Source organism: Kribbella sp. NPDC048915, assembly GCF_040649595.1.
In the GTDB taxonomy this organism is placed as follows: domain Bacteria; phylum Actinomycetota; class Actinomycetes; order Propionibacteriales; family Kribbellaceae; genus Kribbella.
In genome coordinates, this window is the sequence record NZ_JBEZFT010000024.1 from 72,471 (window position 1) to 87,893 (window position 15,423).

Here is a 15,423-nt window from a genome sequence, read left to right on the forward strand (position 1 = left end):
CTCAGGACTGGTTCGTCCGCAGCAGGTGCGTCACCGGAGTCATCAGCAGCGAGATGACGGTGATGGCCAGCGCAACGGCGGTCAGCGCGCCACCCTGTCCCCACGAGGTGCCTGCGGCGGTGAGGTACGCCGTACCGACCGTTGCTGCACCTAGTGCCAGACAGGTCTGCTGTGTGGTGAGCAGGATGCCGCTGCCCATGCCTGCTTGCGTCGAAGGAACCTGGCCGACCACGCTGCCGATCAGCGGGACCATTACGAGTCCGGAGCCCAGACCGGTCACCAGAAGCGGTGCACCGATGGTGACTGGGGTGACGTGCGGCCACAGGGTCAGCGCCACAACAGCGAGAATGGCGTAGCCGACGGCCTGGACGATCCAGCCACGCAGAATGAGTCCGGAGCCGTAGCGCTGCTGCAGCCGCGGTCCGTAGATCGAGGTGATCAGAAAGCCGATTGCCATCGGCAACAGGCTCAGTCCGCCTTCCAGTGGGGACATGTCGGCTTCGCCCTGTGTTGCCAGTGCGAAGCAGAACATGAACCCACCGAAGGTGGTGAAGAAACCCACCGCCAGGAGTAGACCGATCCGCATCGCACGCAGACGCAGTACGGTCGGTGGGATCAGTGGGGCCTGTCCGGAACGCTCGGCGCGGTGTTGGTGCGCGCCGAGTAGCGCTGTCGCCGGAATGACCGCAGCCAGGCAGAGCCAGGTCCACAGTGGCCAGCCGAGCGGCCTACCTTCGGTGAGCGGCAGGAGCAGCAGTACCAGCGTCAATGCGAGCAGTGCGGCGCCGACGAGGTCGACGCGGTGCGACTGCTCCGCTCTGCTGTCCGGGAGCACCTTCGCGGCCGTGGCGATCGCGAGGACGCCCAGCGGGACGAAGATGAGGAACACTGCGCGCCAGCCGAGGCCGAAGACGTTCGCCTCGATCAGGATGCCGCCGAGGATCTGTCCGAGGGCCGCGGCGATGCCGTTGGCGACGCCGAACATCGCCATCCCGCGGGCCCGGTGTTCGCCGGCGAGCAGGCTGGTGATCGACGCCAGGACCTGCGGGGTGATCGCGGCGCCCGAGATGCCCTGCACGATGCGGGCGGCCAGCAGGACGCCGATGGTCGGTGCGACCGCACAGATCAGCGCTGCGGCGGTGAAGCCGCTGAGCCCGAGCAGGAACAGGCGCCGGCGGCCGAAGCTGTCGCCCAGCCGGCCGCCGACCACCAGCAGCGTGGCCAGCGCGATGCCGTAGGCGCCGACCACGAGCTGCAGCTGACCCGCGTCGGCGCGCAGGTCGGCGGCGAGCGCGGGCAAGGACACGTTCACCATGAAGAACGAGAGCATCGGCAGCAGCGAGCCGAAGAGCAGGCTGATGAGGGCCACCGCGCCCAGGCCGAGCTGCGCGGGGGAAGCGACCGGGGACGCGACCGGGGTTGTGGTGGCTTGGAGCTGATCTGTCATGCGCCCAGCCTCACCGAACTGCGAGCCTGGTGGTGAGAGCCTGGTGATCCTATTACTGACACTACCTGGCACCCGGTTGTGCGCCCGGTCATGATGGAACCATGACGACTGCCCCAGCCGCCACCGATGTGACCGGCGGCACCCAGGAAGTGGCTCGGCGGCGAGAGCTCGGGGTCTTCCTGCGCAGCCGCCGGGAGCGGATCCGCCCCGACGAGGTCGGGTTCGCGCCGGGCGGCCGCCGCCGTACGCCGGGACTGCGCCGCGAGGAGGTTGCGCTGCTCGCCGGCGTCGGCGTGACCTGGTACACGTGGCTCGAGCAGGGCCGCGACATCAACGTGTCCGCGCAGGTGCTGGATGCGATCGCGACCGCGCTGAAGTTCGACCGGTTGGAGCGCAGTCACCTGTTCCGGCTGGCCGGGCTGCGGGTCGGGCCGACGCAGGGTGCCTGCTCGGCCTTGCCGCCTTCGGTGCAGCGCACGCTCGACGCGCTGACGCCGTACCCCGCGGTGGTGCTCAACGAGCGGTACGACATCCTCGCGTTCAACGCGGCGTACTGCCGGGTGGTCCTCGATCTCGAGCAGGTGCCGATCGAGGAACGCAACATGCTCTGGCTGAACTTCGTCTGCGACCAGTGGCGGTGCAACTTCCTCGACGGGCAGTCGACCAAACACCAGTTGGTCGCGGCCTTCCGGACGGCGTCGGCCGACCATCTCGGCGACAGCCTCTGGCAGGAACTGATCCGGGGCCTGCTGAGCAGCTCGCCGGAGTTCGCCGAGCTCTGGGAGCGGTACGACGTCGCGCAGCCGAGCATCCGGACGAAGATGATCGAGGTCGACGGGTACGGTCTGCTGAAGATCGAGCCGTTGAACCTGTGGCTGTCGCAGCTCGGGCCGTTCCGGGCCACCGTCTACACGCCGTTCGACGAGGAGAGCGCGGCCAAACTCGAGCGGATCGTCGCCGCCCAGGCCTGACGGGCCCCGGTCGGACGGACTCCTCGCCGGCAGGCCCCGGCCGCCGGGCAGGACGGCCGGGGAGCTTCGGTCGGGCGTCAGCGGTTGCGGATGTGGTCGCGCACCCAGACGCCGGCCGGTTTCAGCATCGCCGTACCGGCGAAGTCGTTGCCGTTGCAGGTGCCTTGTTTGAAGACCGCGCCGGAGCGGAAGTCGTCGGAGAAGTTCCAGTTCGTCCAGCCGATCTGCTTGCTCGCCAGGAAGTCCAGGTACTTCTGTGACCAGGTGAAGTCGTTGCCGCCGTCACCGGTGTACGTCTGCGTGCCGAACTCGGTCACGAACAACGGGATCCGGTCCGCGGCGCGGGCCAGGGCGTCGAAGTACTCCTGTTTGTGCGACGCCGCGTAGAAGTGGAACGTGTACATCAGATTCGACGCGTTCACCGGGTTGTTGATGATGTCGGCCTCGCTGCGTCCGTCGGAGACCCCGAGCGACGCCCAGCCGTGGGTGCCGACGAAGATCACGCTGTCGGGGTCCTTGGCGCGGATCACCGGCACCATCTGCTCGGCGTAGGACTTGATTCCGCTCCAACTGACGCCGTTCGGCTCGTTGGCGATGTCGTAGATGATGTTGTTCTTGTTCTGGTGCCGCTCGGCGATCTCGGTGAAGAACTGCTTGGCGAGGGTAAGGTTCGCGTTCGGGTCGCCGGGGTCGAGTTGGTGCCAGTCGACGAGCGCGTAGAGGCCGCGCCTGGTCGCCTCTTCGATGAGGTTGTTCACCAGGTTGGTGAACCGCGCCGGGTCGGTTTCGTAGCCGCCCTCCTGCACGTACAGCGAGATGCGCAGGATGTCGGCCTTCCAGTCGTTGGCCAGCGCGTCGAGGGAGGCGGTCTTGAGGCAGTGGGCGTACCACTGCAGGCCGTGCGTGCTCATGCCGCGGAGCTGAACGGGCTCGTTGCGTTCGTTGCACAGCTTGGTGCCGCAGACGTGCAGTTGGCCGTTGCGGCCGACCGGGGTGTCAGCGGCTGGATCGCTGGTCGAGGCGGGGGTCGTCTGAAGCGGGAGGAGGGCGGAGGCGGCCAGCAGGGCGCCGGCCAGGAGCGAGTGGAGCATGAGGTCCTCCGAGGGGGCGTCGGGGAGGATGAATAGGAAGGTTTCCTAATAGTCTCGCGAAGGTAGCCGCAGACGCGAAGCGCTGTCAACTGGTTGCACCAAGTGATCAACCGCCAAGGCCTACGCCGAGGCTGGTCACGGGGCGCGGAGTGCCATGAGTCAGGCGGTGTCGCGGTCGGGCCAGGCGGTTTTGAGGGTGGCCAGCGTGACGCTGATCGCGGGGCGGCGGGAGGTCGTGGTGCGCCAGACGGCGTACAGGCGGCGGCTCGGCGCCGGTTGCAGCGGTACGGCGACCACGCCGTCGGGCAGCGGTCCGCGGCCGAGGCGGGGGAGCAGGCCGATGCCGATCCCGCGGGCGAGGATTGCGAGCTGGGTCTGGTACTCCGCGACCGAGTACGCCACCTCGGGTTCGACGCCGGCGCGCCGCATCGTCCGAATCAGCCATTCGTGGCAGATCGACCCGACGGGCTGGCAGATCCACCGCTCACCGACCAGGTCCTCGGCGCGGACGAACTCCTTGCCGGCCAGCCGATGCGTCGCCGGCACCAGGACGTCGGCCGGGTCGTTGCCGAGCTTGACCCGTGACAACCCCTCGGGCAGCGCGAGCGGCGTGTTGTGCCAGTCGTGGACGATCGCGATGTCGATCTCACCGCGGTTCACCGCGGTCACCGCCTCGAACGGATCCGTCTCCAGGACCCGCACATCCAGCTGCGGCTGGTCGTCGATCAGCCGGGAGAGTACCGGCGGCAGCAACCCGCGCGTCGCGGTCGGAAAGGCGGCGATGCTGAGCGTCCCGATCGCCTGACCGCGTTGCTCCTCCAGCGTCAGCTCGGCGTCCTCGAGCAGCTCGAGGACGCGTGCCGCGGTCGACGCCAACTGGTGCGCCGCATCCGTCAGCACGATGCCGCGACCTTGGCGCTCCACCAAGGTCGTCTTGGTCTCGCGCTCCAGTTTCGCCAGCTGCTGTGAAACCGCGGACGGTGTGTAACCGAGCACTTCGGCGGCGCGGTTCACCGAGCCGTACAGCGCGACGGCGTGCAGCGCGCGCAGGCGCCCGATATCGATCATGAAGCACTCCTATATCGATCGCGGTAGAAATCAGTGCTGGTCCTTAAGTGTACGCGCACCGAGACTGGACGGCATGAAGCCTCGTGACCTGATCCTCGCCCTCGCCGCTGTCGTTGTCTGGGGCATCAATTTCGTGGTGATCGAGGTCGGCCTGGAAGGCGTTCCGCCGCTGCTGCTGTCCGCGCTGCGGTTCTTCTTCGCCGCCGTCCCCGCGATCTTCGTGCTCGGCAGGCCACGGGTCGCCTGGCGGTACGTCGCCGGCGTCGCGCTCGCGTTGTGTGTGACGAAATTCGGGTTGTTGTTCATCGCGATGGATCACGGCGTACCGGCCGGGCTCGCGTCCCTCGTCCTGCAGTGCCAGGTGATCTTCACGGTCCTGTTCGCGATCGTGGCGCTGCGCGAACGGCCGCGGCCCGCGCAGGTCATCGGCATCGTCGTCGCCTGCGCCGGTATCGTCCTGATCGTCCTCGACCGCGCACTGTCCGCCCCGCTCGGCGCGCTCGCCTTGGTGATCGTCGCGGGCGCGGCCTGGGGCGTGTCGAACACCATCACCCGGTACGCGAAGCCGCCGGACACGCTGCGCTTCATGATCTGGGTCAGCGCGTTCGCCGTCGTACCGCTGCTGGTCCTGTCGCTGCTCACCGAAGGCGCGCGTACGGATCTCGACGCGCTCCGCACGATCGACCTGAGTGGGGTCGGCGCGATCGCGTTCCTCGCCTTCGCGGCCACGCTCTTCGGGTTCGGCGTCTGGGGTTACCTGCTCCGCCAGTACGACGCCAGCACGGTCGCGCCGTTCTCGCTGCTGGTGCCTGTGGTCGGTATGACCGCGGCGTGGATCCTGCGGGGCGAGGCGGTCGGCGTGCAGCAGGGAATCGCGGCGCTGCTGATCATCGGCGGCATGGCCTGCACGATCATCCGGCGCCGCACCCCGGAGCCTGCGCGTTCCGCCGTACGGGCAGGCTCCGGTGAGCTGGTCGAGTCAGGAGTTGGTGACGGCCAGCGGCGGCATCTGCCAGCCGCTGGCGAGTGACGACGGGTACGCCGGTGCGCCGCCGGCGAAGTACTCGCAGAACTTCATGATCAGCGGATCCCAGCGCAGCGGGTCGATGTAACGGTCGTTGCTCATCAGCAGGTCCTCGCGGATCCGTACCCGCTCGACCCTCATCTCCAGCGCGCACAGATGCGAACCCGGTCCGCCGATGTCGGTGATCGACGCGATGTGACCTTCTAGGTTGATCGGGCTCTCGAGAACGGAATCCGGGCCGGACAGTTCGCTCGGTTCGCGGGTCAGCCCGCCGGCCGCGAACTTGTCCGGCTCGTACCGGTACCCGCGGGCGCGCTTGGAGTCGGACATCTCCTCCGATCCGGTCAGCAGCGCGATCCGGTCGAGCGCGGCCACCATTGCCGGGTCGACCAGGTTCAGGACGAGTTCCGGTCGTTCGCTCAGGTTCTTGGCGGTCTGCGAGCTCGTCCCCATCCCGAGCATCGCGGTGTAGCCGAGCCACCACGCCGACGACATCGGGGCGAGATTCGTACTGCCGTCTGCGTTGAACGAGCTGATCAGGACAACGGGCGTACCGAAGTACAGCACCTTGGGTTCGACTGTGCGCTTCATGACGATGGAACGCGGCGGCGCCAGGATGTGTGAGTTACTCGTACGGGTTGGCCGGGGCGGTGACGGGTTCGACGGTCTCGACGGTCAGCGCGGCGACGTCGCCGTCGGCCCGTCGGGTCGGCTCAGCCCACTCGCCGGTCACGGTCACCCACTGGTTCTTCGGCGGCGCGGCGTGGCCGCGGGCCTCGACCATGAACGCCGTACCGTCCGCGACGCAGCAGGTCATGCCGATGCGGGTCACGTACCAGACGCCGTTCTGCGCCGGAGTCACGAATCCAGTCAGCTGGAAGGACCGGCCCTGCATCGAGTCCTTCTCCCACACGGCCCAGACGGCGTAGTCCCGGACCGCGATCGGCCGCGGGCCGGCCGATTCCTCGGAGTCCCAGTACGAATCGCCTTGCGGAGCGACCGGCTTCGCGGCGACCGGTGACTGGCGTTGTGCCGCGTCGGCACCGAGCGCGGGCGGGTCGACGACGAGCAGCGCGAACACCGGGACCAGCATCAGCCAGGCGGCGCGCGGCAGACCGTGGTCGTGGGCGGCGCGCGTCCGGACCAGGACGTCGGCCACCGCCAGCGCGATCAGGATCAGTCCCGCGCCGAGCAGCATCCACCGCATCCCGGGCTTCACATACCGCAGATACGTCCCGGAGATCGCGAGCTGCATCAACGCGGCCCCGACGAACACGATCACCAACCCGGCGACATTGCGCTTCACAGCAACCACCATCCGACGAGCAGACTGGCCCCGATCGCCACCGCGAAAGTGGCCGGCGCGAACCGTACGGCGAACCGCGGGCCGAACGTACCGGCCTGCAACGCGATCAGCTTCACGTCGACGATCGGCCCGACCACCATGAACGCGAGCCGCGCCGTCAGCGAGAACTGGGTCAGACCGGCCGCGACGAACGCGTCCGCCTCGGAGCAGATTGCGAGTACGACGGCCAGCAGACCGAGGATCAGGACCGAGAGCAGGAGGTTGCCCGCGACGTGGTCGAGCCAGGCGCGCGGTACGACGACATTCAACGTGGCAGCTGCCGCGGCGCCGATGACCAGGAAGCCGCCCGCGTGGAGGAAGTCGTGCAGCATCGCGGACCGGAACACGTCGAACTTGCCGCCGTCATGAGCATGCCGATCTGTCGGCGTTCGCAGCCACGACCCGCCCTTGCCGGTCAGCAACCACAGCCAGCCGAGGATCATCGACACGGCGAGCGAAGCCAGCGCGCGGGCGACCACCACCTTCGGCTGTCCCGGGAACGCCACGGCCGTCGAGGCCAGGACGACCGGGTTGATCGCCGGTGCCGACAACAGGAACGCGAGCGCCGCAGCGGGCGTCACGCCTCGGCTCATCAGCGCGGCCGACACCGGGACGGACGCGCACTCGCATCCGGGAAGGACAACGCCTGACGCGCTGGCCACCGGTACGGCGAGGAGGGGCCGCTTCGGGAGTGCTTTGGCGAAGAACGACGCCGGGACGAACGCGGTGAGGGCGGCCGACAGCAGTACGCCGAGCACCAGGAACGGCATCGCCTGCACCGTCACACCGACGAACATCGTCGCCCAGGTCCGGATTCCGTCCCCGGTGAACCACGTGGTGAACAACCGCCGCCCGAACAACGCCAGCCCCACCAGCAGCACCAACGTCGCCGTGAACGCCACCGACGCCCCTTGCCCTGGAGAACCTGCCTCCTGCGTGTCGGGCGGCTTGGTGTCGCGTGCGGCCGTGGTCATGGCGGCATGGTGGCAGAACTGCACTGGAAATGAAAATCACCGTCAGATGTCAGTGCATCTCCAGGCCATCACAATCCGTGCCGACTCGCCCGCGGCACGCTCTACGCCCGCGCCGCCACGCGATTGTGATGGCCTGAGGATCCGGGCGTGGCACTGTGGAGGGTATGGATGCCGACGTGGTGCGCGCAGTCAACGATCTGACCACCCGCTGGGCCCGGACGCTCACGGCCGACAAGCCGGGGGAGAACACGGTCGTGGCCGGGCTCGGTCTCTGGCCGTTGCTGGCGATGCTGGCAACCGGTGCCGACGAGCCAGGGCGTACCGAACTGGCTGCGGCCGCGGGGGTGGACCCGGCGACCGGGGCGACCGACGCGATCCGGCTCGTCGAGACCATCGAACAGTCAGCGGATCTGCAGGCCGCGCTCGGAGTGTGGATCAGCGAGGAACTCAAGCTCGCCGAGACGTTCGACTCCGTCCTGCCCGCGCCGCTCGTCGGGCTGCTGACCGGCAACGTGGCCGTGGACAAGGCGAAGCTCGATGCCTGGGCCGCGGAACACACCGACGACCTGATCCGCGAGCTGCCGCTCGACCTGGACAGCGACGTGATGCTCGTGCTGGCGTCGGCGCTGCTGCTGCGGACCACGTGGACCCAACCGTTCACCGAACAGGTTCGCCGCATCGCCTACGGTCCCTGGTCCGGATCCTGGCATTGGCTGGAGCGTGTGGACAGCGACCTCGACGCGGTACGCCGACACGGCGAACTCACCGTGGTCACGGTCCGCGGTGCGGCGGATGTCGACGTACTGCTCGGGATCGGTGACGACGCGCTGCCCGCGCTGCTCGACGCGGCATCCCACCCGGACGACGGCGTACCGGGGTCGCAGTTGATCGACGAGGCCAACCCCGGGCCCGGGTTGTCGATCGGGGAGACCACGTCCGCGCGGCCGGACCTGAAGGTGTCGCTGCCCTCGTTCAGTATCGAGGTCGAGCACGATTTGCTGGCGTACCGGGAGCTGTTCGGGTTGACCGCGGTCACGTCGGACCCTGGGGAGCACGGGCATTTCAGCGCGCTCAGTCCGACGCCGCTGCGGCTCGGTCAGGCGAGGCAGAAGGTGCTGGCGCGGTTCTTCGCGACCGGGTTCGAGGCCGCGGCAGTGACTGCGATGGCGATGACGCGCGCCGCGATGATCACCCGGAAGCAGCGCCGACTCGAGGTCACGTTGGACCGGCCGTTCGCGTTCGTCGCCGTACTGCGGGACTCGCGGCTGCCGATCGTCGCAGGCTGGGTCGAGCGGCCTACCGAACCGGGAGCGTGAACAGCCGGTTGAGCAGCGCGGACGCCTCGTCGACGCCCGCGCGATCACCCGTCAGCAGCAGGTCGAACAGCAGACCGCGGGATGCCGCCAGGCCGAGACGCGCGTACGCCGGTGCCTGTTCGGGCGGAATGCCGGCGCGCACGCACAACTCGATCAACGGCGGCAACCAGACGTTGATCAGGTCGGCCTTGAGGGACTCGGTGTACGGCAGGTCCTGCATGGCGTGGGCGCTGAGCTCGAAGAACAGCGGGCCGTAGACCAGCGCGGCCTCGGTGACCCGCCGCCAGAACTCCTCCGCCGCTTCGGCGATCGGGAGGTCCACCAGGCTGGCCAGAAGGTCGCGTTGCTGTTGCTCGACCGATCGGACCACCTCGGCGAGCAGACCCTCGCGGGAACCGAAGTGGTAGATCAGCATCCGGTGGCTGGTACCGATCGCGGCCGCGATACCGCGCAGACTCGCGTCCCCGATCCCGTGCTTCGCGAAATGCTCGATCGCGTCATCCAGCAGGCTTGCTCGACTCACTGAGTTCCTTCAACTTGGCGATCTCGGTCGCGATGTAGTCCCGGGTCAGCTTGGCGTACAGGCGGCCGAACAGCCGGCCGAGCGGGCCTTCCTGGACGATCGTCGCGGTCACCAGCGTGCCCTCCGGCGTACTGACCACGCGGTGGCCGCCGGTGGTCTTGATGCCGGGGGCCTTCGACACCCATTCGAAGTACTCGCCGTCCTTGAACTCGGTCACCTCCCAGACGGCGACCGGGAGCTTGGGCTGGCGGATCCGGGTGCGGGCACCGACGCGGAGCGGGCCGGCGTCCAGTCGCTCGACGGAATCGACGGTCGGCGTCCACTCGGGCCACCGCTCGACGTCGCTGAAAACCTGCCAGACCCGCTCGGCGGGAGCCTGGATCGTACTGGAGTGATCGAAGCGCATGTACCAAACGGTACACGGATCTGCAGCACTCACCAACTGGCTTGCCGAGCGTCGATCGCCGGCAGACTGAGCGTGAGCAGTCGGTAAAACCCGGCCCTTGGTGAGTGGTGGGGGTCCGCCCTGCGGGTAGGGTCTTGGGCCATGGCTGACCAGAACGCTCCCCACAACGCCCCACAGAACGTGGAGAACGAGCAGGATCCGGGCGCGAACACCCAGATGTTCCGGGCCTTCGTCAACGAGGGCCGGGCCGAGACCACGGCCGAACCCAAGGTCAACGGCCGCACGCTCGCGATCGTCGGCGGCGCGGTCCTGCTGATCGCGATCATCGCGGCGATCGCCGTCCTCTGAGTTGAACCTCACCGTCGCGGTCGTCACGGTCTTCACCGACCCGGACGGCCGGTTCGGCAACCCCCTGGGCATCGTCGACGGGCGGCTCGTCCCGCCTGCTGACCGGCAACGGATCGCGGCCGAACTCGGCTACAGCGAGACCGTGTACGTCGACGACGCCGCGACGGGCACGCTTCGCATCTACACCCCGACGCGCGAGATGTCGTTCGCCGGCCACCCCACCGTGGGCGCTGCGGCCTGGTTGCACGCGAACGGCCACCCGGTCGACACCCTGCACGTCCCCGCCGGTCCCGTCCCCGTCACCCGCGCCGGCGACCTCTTCGCCGTTCGCGCCGACGCCACGTGGGGCAGCAACTGGGAGTGGCGCGAACTCCCGTCTCCCGCGGACGTCCTGGCCGCGGACCCCACGTCGTACACCGCCGGCCACACCTTCGTCTGGTCCTGGCAGGACGAGCCTCGCGGCATCGTCCGAGCCCGAGCCTTCGCCCCCGCCATGGGCATCACCGAAGACGAGGCCACGGGCTCCGCAGTCACCCAACTGACGGCGCGACTCGCCCGCGACCTCCTGGTCGTCCAAGGCGCCGGCTCCCACCTCCACACCACCTGGCACCCCCCAACCGAAGCCACCGTTGGCGGGTACGTGTTTCCTGCGCCTTCACGCGCCGTCGAGATCTGATCGGCGGCTCGTATCCGTTGACGGGTGGGGCTGGGCGGATGGAGCATGGGGGCTCAGCTACTTGGGGAGGTTGCTGTGGCGGAGGTTGTCAGGGCTGCGCTCGTTCAGACCTCGTGGACGGGTGACAAGGAGTCCATGATCAAGGCGCACGAGGAGTACGCGCGGCAGGCCGCTGGGCAGGGAGCGAAGGTGATCTGCTTCCAGGAGCTGTTCTACGGGCCGTACTTCTGCCAGAAACAGGACGCCGAGTACTACGAGTACGCCGAGTCCGTCCCGGGCCCGACCACCGAGCGTTTCGCGGCACTGGCCAAGGAACTCGGCATGGTGATGGTGCTGCCGGTGTACGAGCAGGAGCAGCCGGGCGTGCTGTACAACACCGCGGCGGTCATCGATGCCGACGGCACCTATCTCGGGAAGTACCGGAAGACGCACATCCCACAGGTGAAGGGGTTCTGGGAGAAGTTCTACTTCCGCCCGGGCAACCTCGGGTACCCGATCTTCGACACCGCGGTCGGCCGGATCGGCGTGTACATCTGCTACGACCGGCACTTCCCGGAGGGCTGGCGGGCGCTCGGGCTGGCCGGCGCGAAGATCGTCTTCAACCCGTCCGCGACCAGCCGTGGCCTGTCGGCGTACCTGTGGAAGCTGGAGCAGCCCGCGTCCGCGGTCGCGAACGAGTACTTCGTCGGCGCGATCAACCGGGTCGGGATCGAGTCCGAGTTCGGCGACAACGACTTCTACGGGACGTCGTACTTCGTCGACCCGGAGGGGAAGTTCGTCGGGGACGTCGGGCATGATCACGATCCGGAACTGATCGTCCGCGATCTGGACCTGAGCCTGCTGGACACGGTGCGCGACCGCTGGCAGTTCTACCGCGACCGCCGCCCCGATGCGTACGGAGACCTGACGAAACCGTAGAGGGGACCGCGGATGTCGATGCTCGTCAAAGGTGGAACCGTCGTCGGACCGACCGGGACCCGGGCCGCGGACGTGCTGGTCGAGGGCGAGAAGATCGTTGCGGTGCTGGATCCGGCGTTCAGCCCGACGATCACCGTCGACGAGGTGGTCGATGCCTCGGGCAAGTACGTGATCCCGGGCGGGATCGACGCGCACACGCACATGGAACTGCCGTTCGGCGGAACGGCGGCCAGCGACACGTTCGACACCGGCACCCGCGCGGCGGCGTACGGCGGGACCACGACGATCATCGATTTCGCCGTGCAGCGTACCGGCGAGGTCGTGCAGGACGGGCTCGCGGCGTGGCACGCGAAGGCCGACGGCGAATGCCACATCGACTACGCGTTCCACATGATCCTCGGCGGGGTCGACGCCGACGCGCTGAAGGCCATGGACCAGCTCGTCACCGACGAGGGGATCACGAGTTTCAAGCTGTTCATGGCCTACCCGGGTGTCTTCTACTCCGACGACGGGCAGATCCTGCGCGCGATGCAGACCGCGCGGGAGAACGGCGCGATGATCATGATGCACGCCGAGAACGGGATCGCGATCGACGTGCTGATCCAGCAGGCGCTGGAACGCGGCGAAACCGACCCGATCCACCACGGCATCACCCGCCCGGCCGCGCTCGAGGCGGAGGCGACCAACCGCGCGATCGCGCTCGCCGAGGTCGCTCAGGACTGCCCGCTGTACATCGTGCACCTGTCGGCAAGTCAGGCGCTCGAACACGTAGCGGCCGCGCGCGACAACGGGCGGAACGTGTTCGCCGAGACCTGCCCGCAGTACCTGTATCTGACGCTCGAGGACCAACTCGGCGCCCCCGGGTTCGAGGGCGCGAAGTGGGTCTGCTCGACACCCCTGCGCAGCAAGCACGAATCACACCAGCGTGACCTGTGGAAGGGCTTGCGCAACAACGACCTGGCGATCGTGTCGACCGACCACTGCCCGTTCTGCCTGAAGGATCAGAAGGAGCTCGGCCTCGGCGACTTCTCCAAGATCCCGAACGGGATCGGCGGCGTCGAACACCGCGTCGACCTGATCTACCAAGGTGTTGCCGACGGCAAGCTTTCGCTGGAGCGCTGGGTGGAGACGATCGCGACGACGCCGGCCCGGATGTTCGGGCTGTACCCGCAGAAGGGCATCGTGCAGCCGGGATCGGATGCCGACCTGGTGATCTACGACCCGAACGGTACGACGCGGATCGGTGTCGAGACCCACCACATGAACATGGACTACTCGGCGTACGAAGGCGTCGAGATCAAGGGTCGCGTGGCCACGGTGCTCTCGCGCGGCGAAGTGGTCGTGGCCGATGGCAACTACCACGGTCGCAAAGGTCGCGGGAAGTTCCTCAAGCGCGGCCTGTCGTCGTACCTGATGTAAAGGGGGAAGCGTGGACTTCGGTGTGGTGTTCCAGTGTGATCCGCCCGCGTCCACGGTCGTGGAGCTGGCGCGGAAGGCCGAGGACGCCGGGTTCGGGTACGTGTGGACGTTCGACTCGCATCTGCTCTGGCAGGAGCCGTTCGTGATCTACAGCCAGATCCTCGCGTCGACGCGGCGGGTGGTCGTCGGGCCGATGGTGACGAACCCCGGGACTCGGGACTGGACCGTGATCGCGTCCCAGTTCGCCACGCTGAACGAGATGTTCGGCAACCGCACGATCTGCGGGATCGGGCGCGGCGACTCGGCGTTGCGCACCCTCGGCGCGCGACCCGGAACGATCGACGAGATGAAGCAGTGCGTCCAGGTGGTGCGCTCACTCGCCCGCGGCGAGACCGTGACGTATCGCGGCCGGGAGCTCAAGTTCGCGTGGGTGGAGGACGGCGCGCTCGACGTGTGGGTGGCGGCGTACGGCCCGAAGGCGCTGGCCGCGACCGGCGAGGTCGGCGACGGGTACATCCTGCAGCTGGCCGATCCGGACATCGCGGCCTGGATGATCGGCGCCGTACGGCGTTCCGCCGAGCAGGCCGGCCGTGACCCGATGGCGATCAAGTTCTGTGTGGCCGCCCCGGCGTACGTGGGTGACGACCTACCGCATCAGCGTGAGCAGACGCGCTGGTTCGGCGGGATGGTCGGCAACCATGTCGCGGACATCGTCGCGCGATACGGCACGTCGGGCGTCGTACCGCGTGCGCTGACCGACTACATCGAGGGCCGGAAGGGGTACGACTACGCCGAGCACGGGCGGGCCGGGAACACCCACACCGACTTCGTGCCCGACGAGGTGGTCGACCGCTTCTGCATCCTCGGCCCGGTGGAGAACCACCTGAGCCGGCTGGCCGAGCTGAAGGAGCTCGGCATCGACCAGTTCGCGCTGTACCTGCAGCACGACGCCAAGGAGGAGACGCTGGCGGCGTACGGCAAGGACATCATCCCGGCGGTCACATCCGCGCCTTGAGTACGTCGACCTCGCAGCCGGGGGCGAACGGGTCGAAGCCGTGCTCGGCCAGCCAGCGCGTGGCGAGCAGGCTGCGGATCGACCACCAGCCGCGGATCGCGTCCACGTCGACGTCGGTGCCGTAGCCGACCAGGAGTTCGTCGAGGTGGGCCTCGTGGCCGAGGGTGAACACGGCCAGGTCGTTCATCGGGTCGCCCTGACCCGCCTCGGACCAGTCGATGATGCCGGTGACCTCGTCGTTCACCAGGAAGATGTGCGCGATCTGCAGGTCGCCGTGGGTGAACTTCGGCGTCCACGGCCGGAGCGCGGCCTCCGCGACCTCGCGGTTGCGGGCGACCAGATCGGCCGGCAGTACGTCGTTCTTCACCAACAGCTCGCACTCGCGCTCCAGGTCGGCGCGCAACGTGTCAGCACTCTTGCCGGCCGCCCCGACACGGGTCGGCAGCGGTGCGTCGTGCAGCTTCCGGATCGCGGCACCGGCCGCGGCCCACCCCGCCGGCGAACCGGTCGCCGGACCGCCGAGCACTCCGAGCGTCTCCCCGGGTACGGCGGCGATCGCGAGCGCGGGCGGGTGGTGCCACAGCACCTCCGGGGTCGGGACGGGGGCGGCGCCCATCGCCTCGACCTCGACCTCGAGGCGCGCCTGGTCGGCGTCCACCTTCACGAACACGTCACCGACCCGCAGCGTCGTACGCTCCGAGTGGGCGACGACCACCTCGACCTCGTCCATGGATGCTCAGTATCCCGGCGACGGCCGCCGCCGTCGCCGGGTTTTCCGGCTCTTGTGTGACCGATCCGCGGGCGCGTCTGGGTGACCGAGTCGGCGCCCGCGCTGTACGACCGCGCTGTACGACCGCGCTGTACGACCGCGCTGTACGACCG

General features: G+C 68.5%; 17 protein-coding genes. 8 read left to right on the plus strand and 9 right to left on the minus strand.

What is annotated here, in order from left to right; translation table 11 throughout:
* Nucleotide 1: 1 nt before the first annotated feature.
* Entirely contained in the window at nt 2–1,447 is a 1,446-nt protein-coding gene (locus tag AB0B82_RS15590; protein ID WP_360167646.1) for an MFS transporter, read from the minus strand.
* Between the two features lie 101 nt (nt 1,448–1,548).
* Here AB0B82_RS15590 and AB0B82_RS15595 point away from each other — a divergent pair, with 101 nt between their 5' ends.
* Nucleotides 1,549–2,418: a helix-turn-helix transcriptional regulator gene (locus AB0B82_RS15595; RefSeq protein WP_360167649.1), complete on the plus strand. Its 870-nt coding sequence runs from the start codon at nt 1,549–1,551 to the stop codon at nt 2,416–2,418.
* Between the two features lie 77 nt (nt 2,419–2,495).
* Here the strand turns inward: AB0B82_RS15595 and AB0B82_RS15600 are convergent, their stop codons facing one another.
* On the minus strand, nt 2,496–3,509 hold the full coding sequence (locus AB0B82_RS15600) for a glycoside hydrolase family 5 protein (protein ID WP_360167652.1): 1,014 nt from the start codon (nt 3,507–3,509) through the stop codon (nt 2,496–2,498).
* Nucleotides 3,510–3,668: 159 nt separating this feature from the next.
* Nucleotides 3,669–4,577: a LysR family transcriptional regulator gene (locus AB0B82_RS15605; RefSeq protein ID WP_360167655.1), complete on the minus strand. Its 909-nt coding sequence runs from the start codon at nt 4,575–4,577 to the stop codon at nt 3,669–3,671.
* 73 nt (nt 4,578–4,650) lie between these two features.
* Between AB0B82_RS15605 and AB0B82_RS15610 the strand changes: the two genes are divergently transcribed.
* Complete coding sequence (locus AB0B82_RS15610) at nt 4,651–5,607, plus strand: EamA family transporter (RefSeq protein WP_360167658.1); 957 nt, start codon at nt 4,651–4,653, stop codon at nt 5,605–5,607.
* Here the strand turns inward: AB0B82_RS15610 and AB0B82_RS15615 are convergent.
* Genes AB0B82_RS15615 through AB0B82_RS15625 form a run of 3 tightly spaced genes read right to left on the minus strand, consistent with a single transcriptional unit; the run spans nt 5,557 to nt 7,920 of the window.
* Entirely contained in the window at nt 5,557–6,192 is a 636-nt protein-coding gene (locus AB0B82_RS15615; RefSeq protein ID WP_360167661.1) for a flavin reductase family protein, read from the minus strand. The genes AB0B82_RS15610 and AB0B82_RS15615 overlap by 51 nt on opposite strands.
* Before the next feature lie 34 nt (nt 6,193–6,226).
* On the minus strand, nt 6,227–6,907 hold the full coding sequence (locus AB0B82_RS15620) for a TIGR03943 family protein (protein ID WP_360167664.1): 681 nt from the start codon (nt 6,905–6,907) through the stop codon (nt 6,227–6,229).
* Nucleotides 6,904–7,920: a permease gene (locus AB0B82_RS15625; RefSeq protein ID WP_360167667.1), complete on the minus strand. Its 1,017-nt coding sequence runs from the start codon at nt 7,918–7,920 to the stop codon at nt 6,904–6,906. The genes AB0B82_RS15620 and AB0B82_RS15625 overlap by 4 nt, the downstream gene beginning before the upstream one ends.
* A 164-nt stretch (nt 7,921–8,084) precedes the next feature.
* Here AB0B82_RS15625 and AB0B82_RS15630 point away from each other — a divergent pair, with 164 nt between their 5' ends.
* Nucleotides 8,085–9,236, plus strand: a complete 1,152-nt coding sequence (locus tag AB0B82_RS15630) for a serpin family protein (protein ID WP_360167670.1) — start codon at nt 8,085–8,087, stop codon at nt 9,234–9,236.
* Here AB0B82_RS15630 and AB0B82_RS15635 read toward each other — a convergent pair.
* Nucleotides 9,217–9,759 carry a TetR/AcrR family transcriptional regulator gene (locus tag AB0B82_RS15635; protein ID WP_360167673.1) on the minus strand — a complete coding sequence of 181 codons (543 nt, stop codon included), beginning with the start codon at nt 9,757–9,759 and terminating at the stop codon, nt 9,217–9,219. The genes AB0B82_RS15630 and AB0B82_RS15635 overlap by 20 nt on opposite strands.
* A complete protein-coding gene (locus tag AB0B82_RS15640) occupies nt 9,734–10,165 on the minus strand; it encodes an SRPBCC family protein (RefSeq protein WP_360167676.1) in 432 nt (143 codons plus the stop codon). The genes AB0B82_RS15635 and AB0B82_RS15640 overlap by 26 nt, the downstream gene beginning before the upstream one ends.
* Before the next feature lie 141 nt (nt 10,166–10,306).
* Here AB0B82_RS15640 and AB0B82_RS15645 point away from each other — a divergent pair, with 141 nt between their 5' ends.
* The 5 genes from AB0B82_RS15645 to AB0B82_RS15665 all read left to right on the plus strand — a co-directional run bounded on the left by AB0B82_RS15645 (nt 10,307) and on the right by AB0B82_RS15665 (nt 14,541).
* A complete protein-coding gene (locus AB0B82_RS15645; protein WP_360167679.1) occupies nt 10,307–10,513 on the plus strand; it encodes a hypothetical protein in 207 nt (68 codons plus the stop codon).
* A gap of 1 nt (nt 10,514) precedes the next feature.
* Nucleotides 10,515–11,189 carry a PhzF family phenazine biosynthesis protein gene (locus tag AB0B82_RS15650; protein ID WP_360167682.1) on the plus strand — a complete coding sequence of 225 codons (675 nt, stop codon included), beginning with the start codon at nt 10,515–10,517 and terminating at the stop codon, nt 11,187–11,189.
* Between the two features lie 75 nt (nt 11,190–11,264).
* Nucleotides 11,265–12,107: a nitrilase-related carbon-nitrogen hydrolase gene (locus AB0B82_RS15655; RefSeq protein WP_360167685.1), complete on the plus strand. Its 843-nt coding sequence runs from the start codon at nt 11,265–11,267 to the stop codon at nt 12,105–12,107.
* A 12-nt stretch (nt 12,108–12,119) separates the two neighbouring features.
* Nucleotides 12,120–13,526, plus strand: coding sequence for a dihydropyrimidinase (hydA, locus tag AB0B82_RS15660; RefSeq protein ID WP_360167688.1), 1,407 nt, complete (start codon nt 12,120–12,122; stop codon nt 13,524–13,526).
* Nucleotides 13,527–13,536: 10 nt separating this feature from the next.
* Nucleotides 13,537–14,541 carry a TIGR03842 family LLM class F420-dependent oxidoreductase gene (locus AB0B82_RS15665; RefSeq protein WP_360167691.1) on the plus strand — a complete coding sequence of 335 codons (1,005 nt, stop codon included), beginning with the start codon at nt 13,537–13,539 and terminating at the stop codon, nt 14,539–14,541.
* Here AB0B82_RS15665 and AB0B82_RS15670 read toward each other — a convergent pair.
* Nucleotides 14,525–15,271 (minus strand): phosphotransferase, encoded by a 747-nt coding sequence (locus tag AB0B82_RS15670; protein WP_360167694.1) that lies wholly within the window; start codon nt 15,269–15,271, stop codon nt 14,525–14,527. The genes AB0B82_RS15665 and AB0B82_RS15670 overlap by 17 nt on opposite strands.
* Between the last annotated feature and the right edge of the window lie 152 nt (nt 15,272–15,423).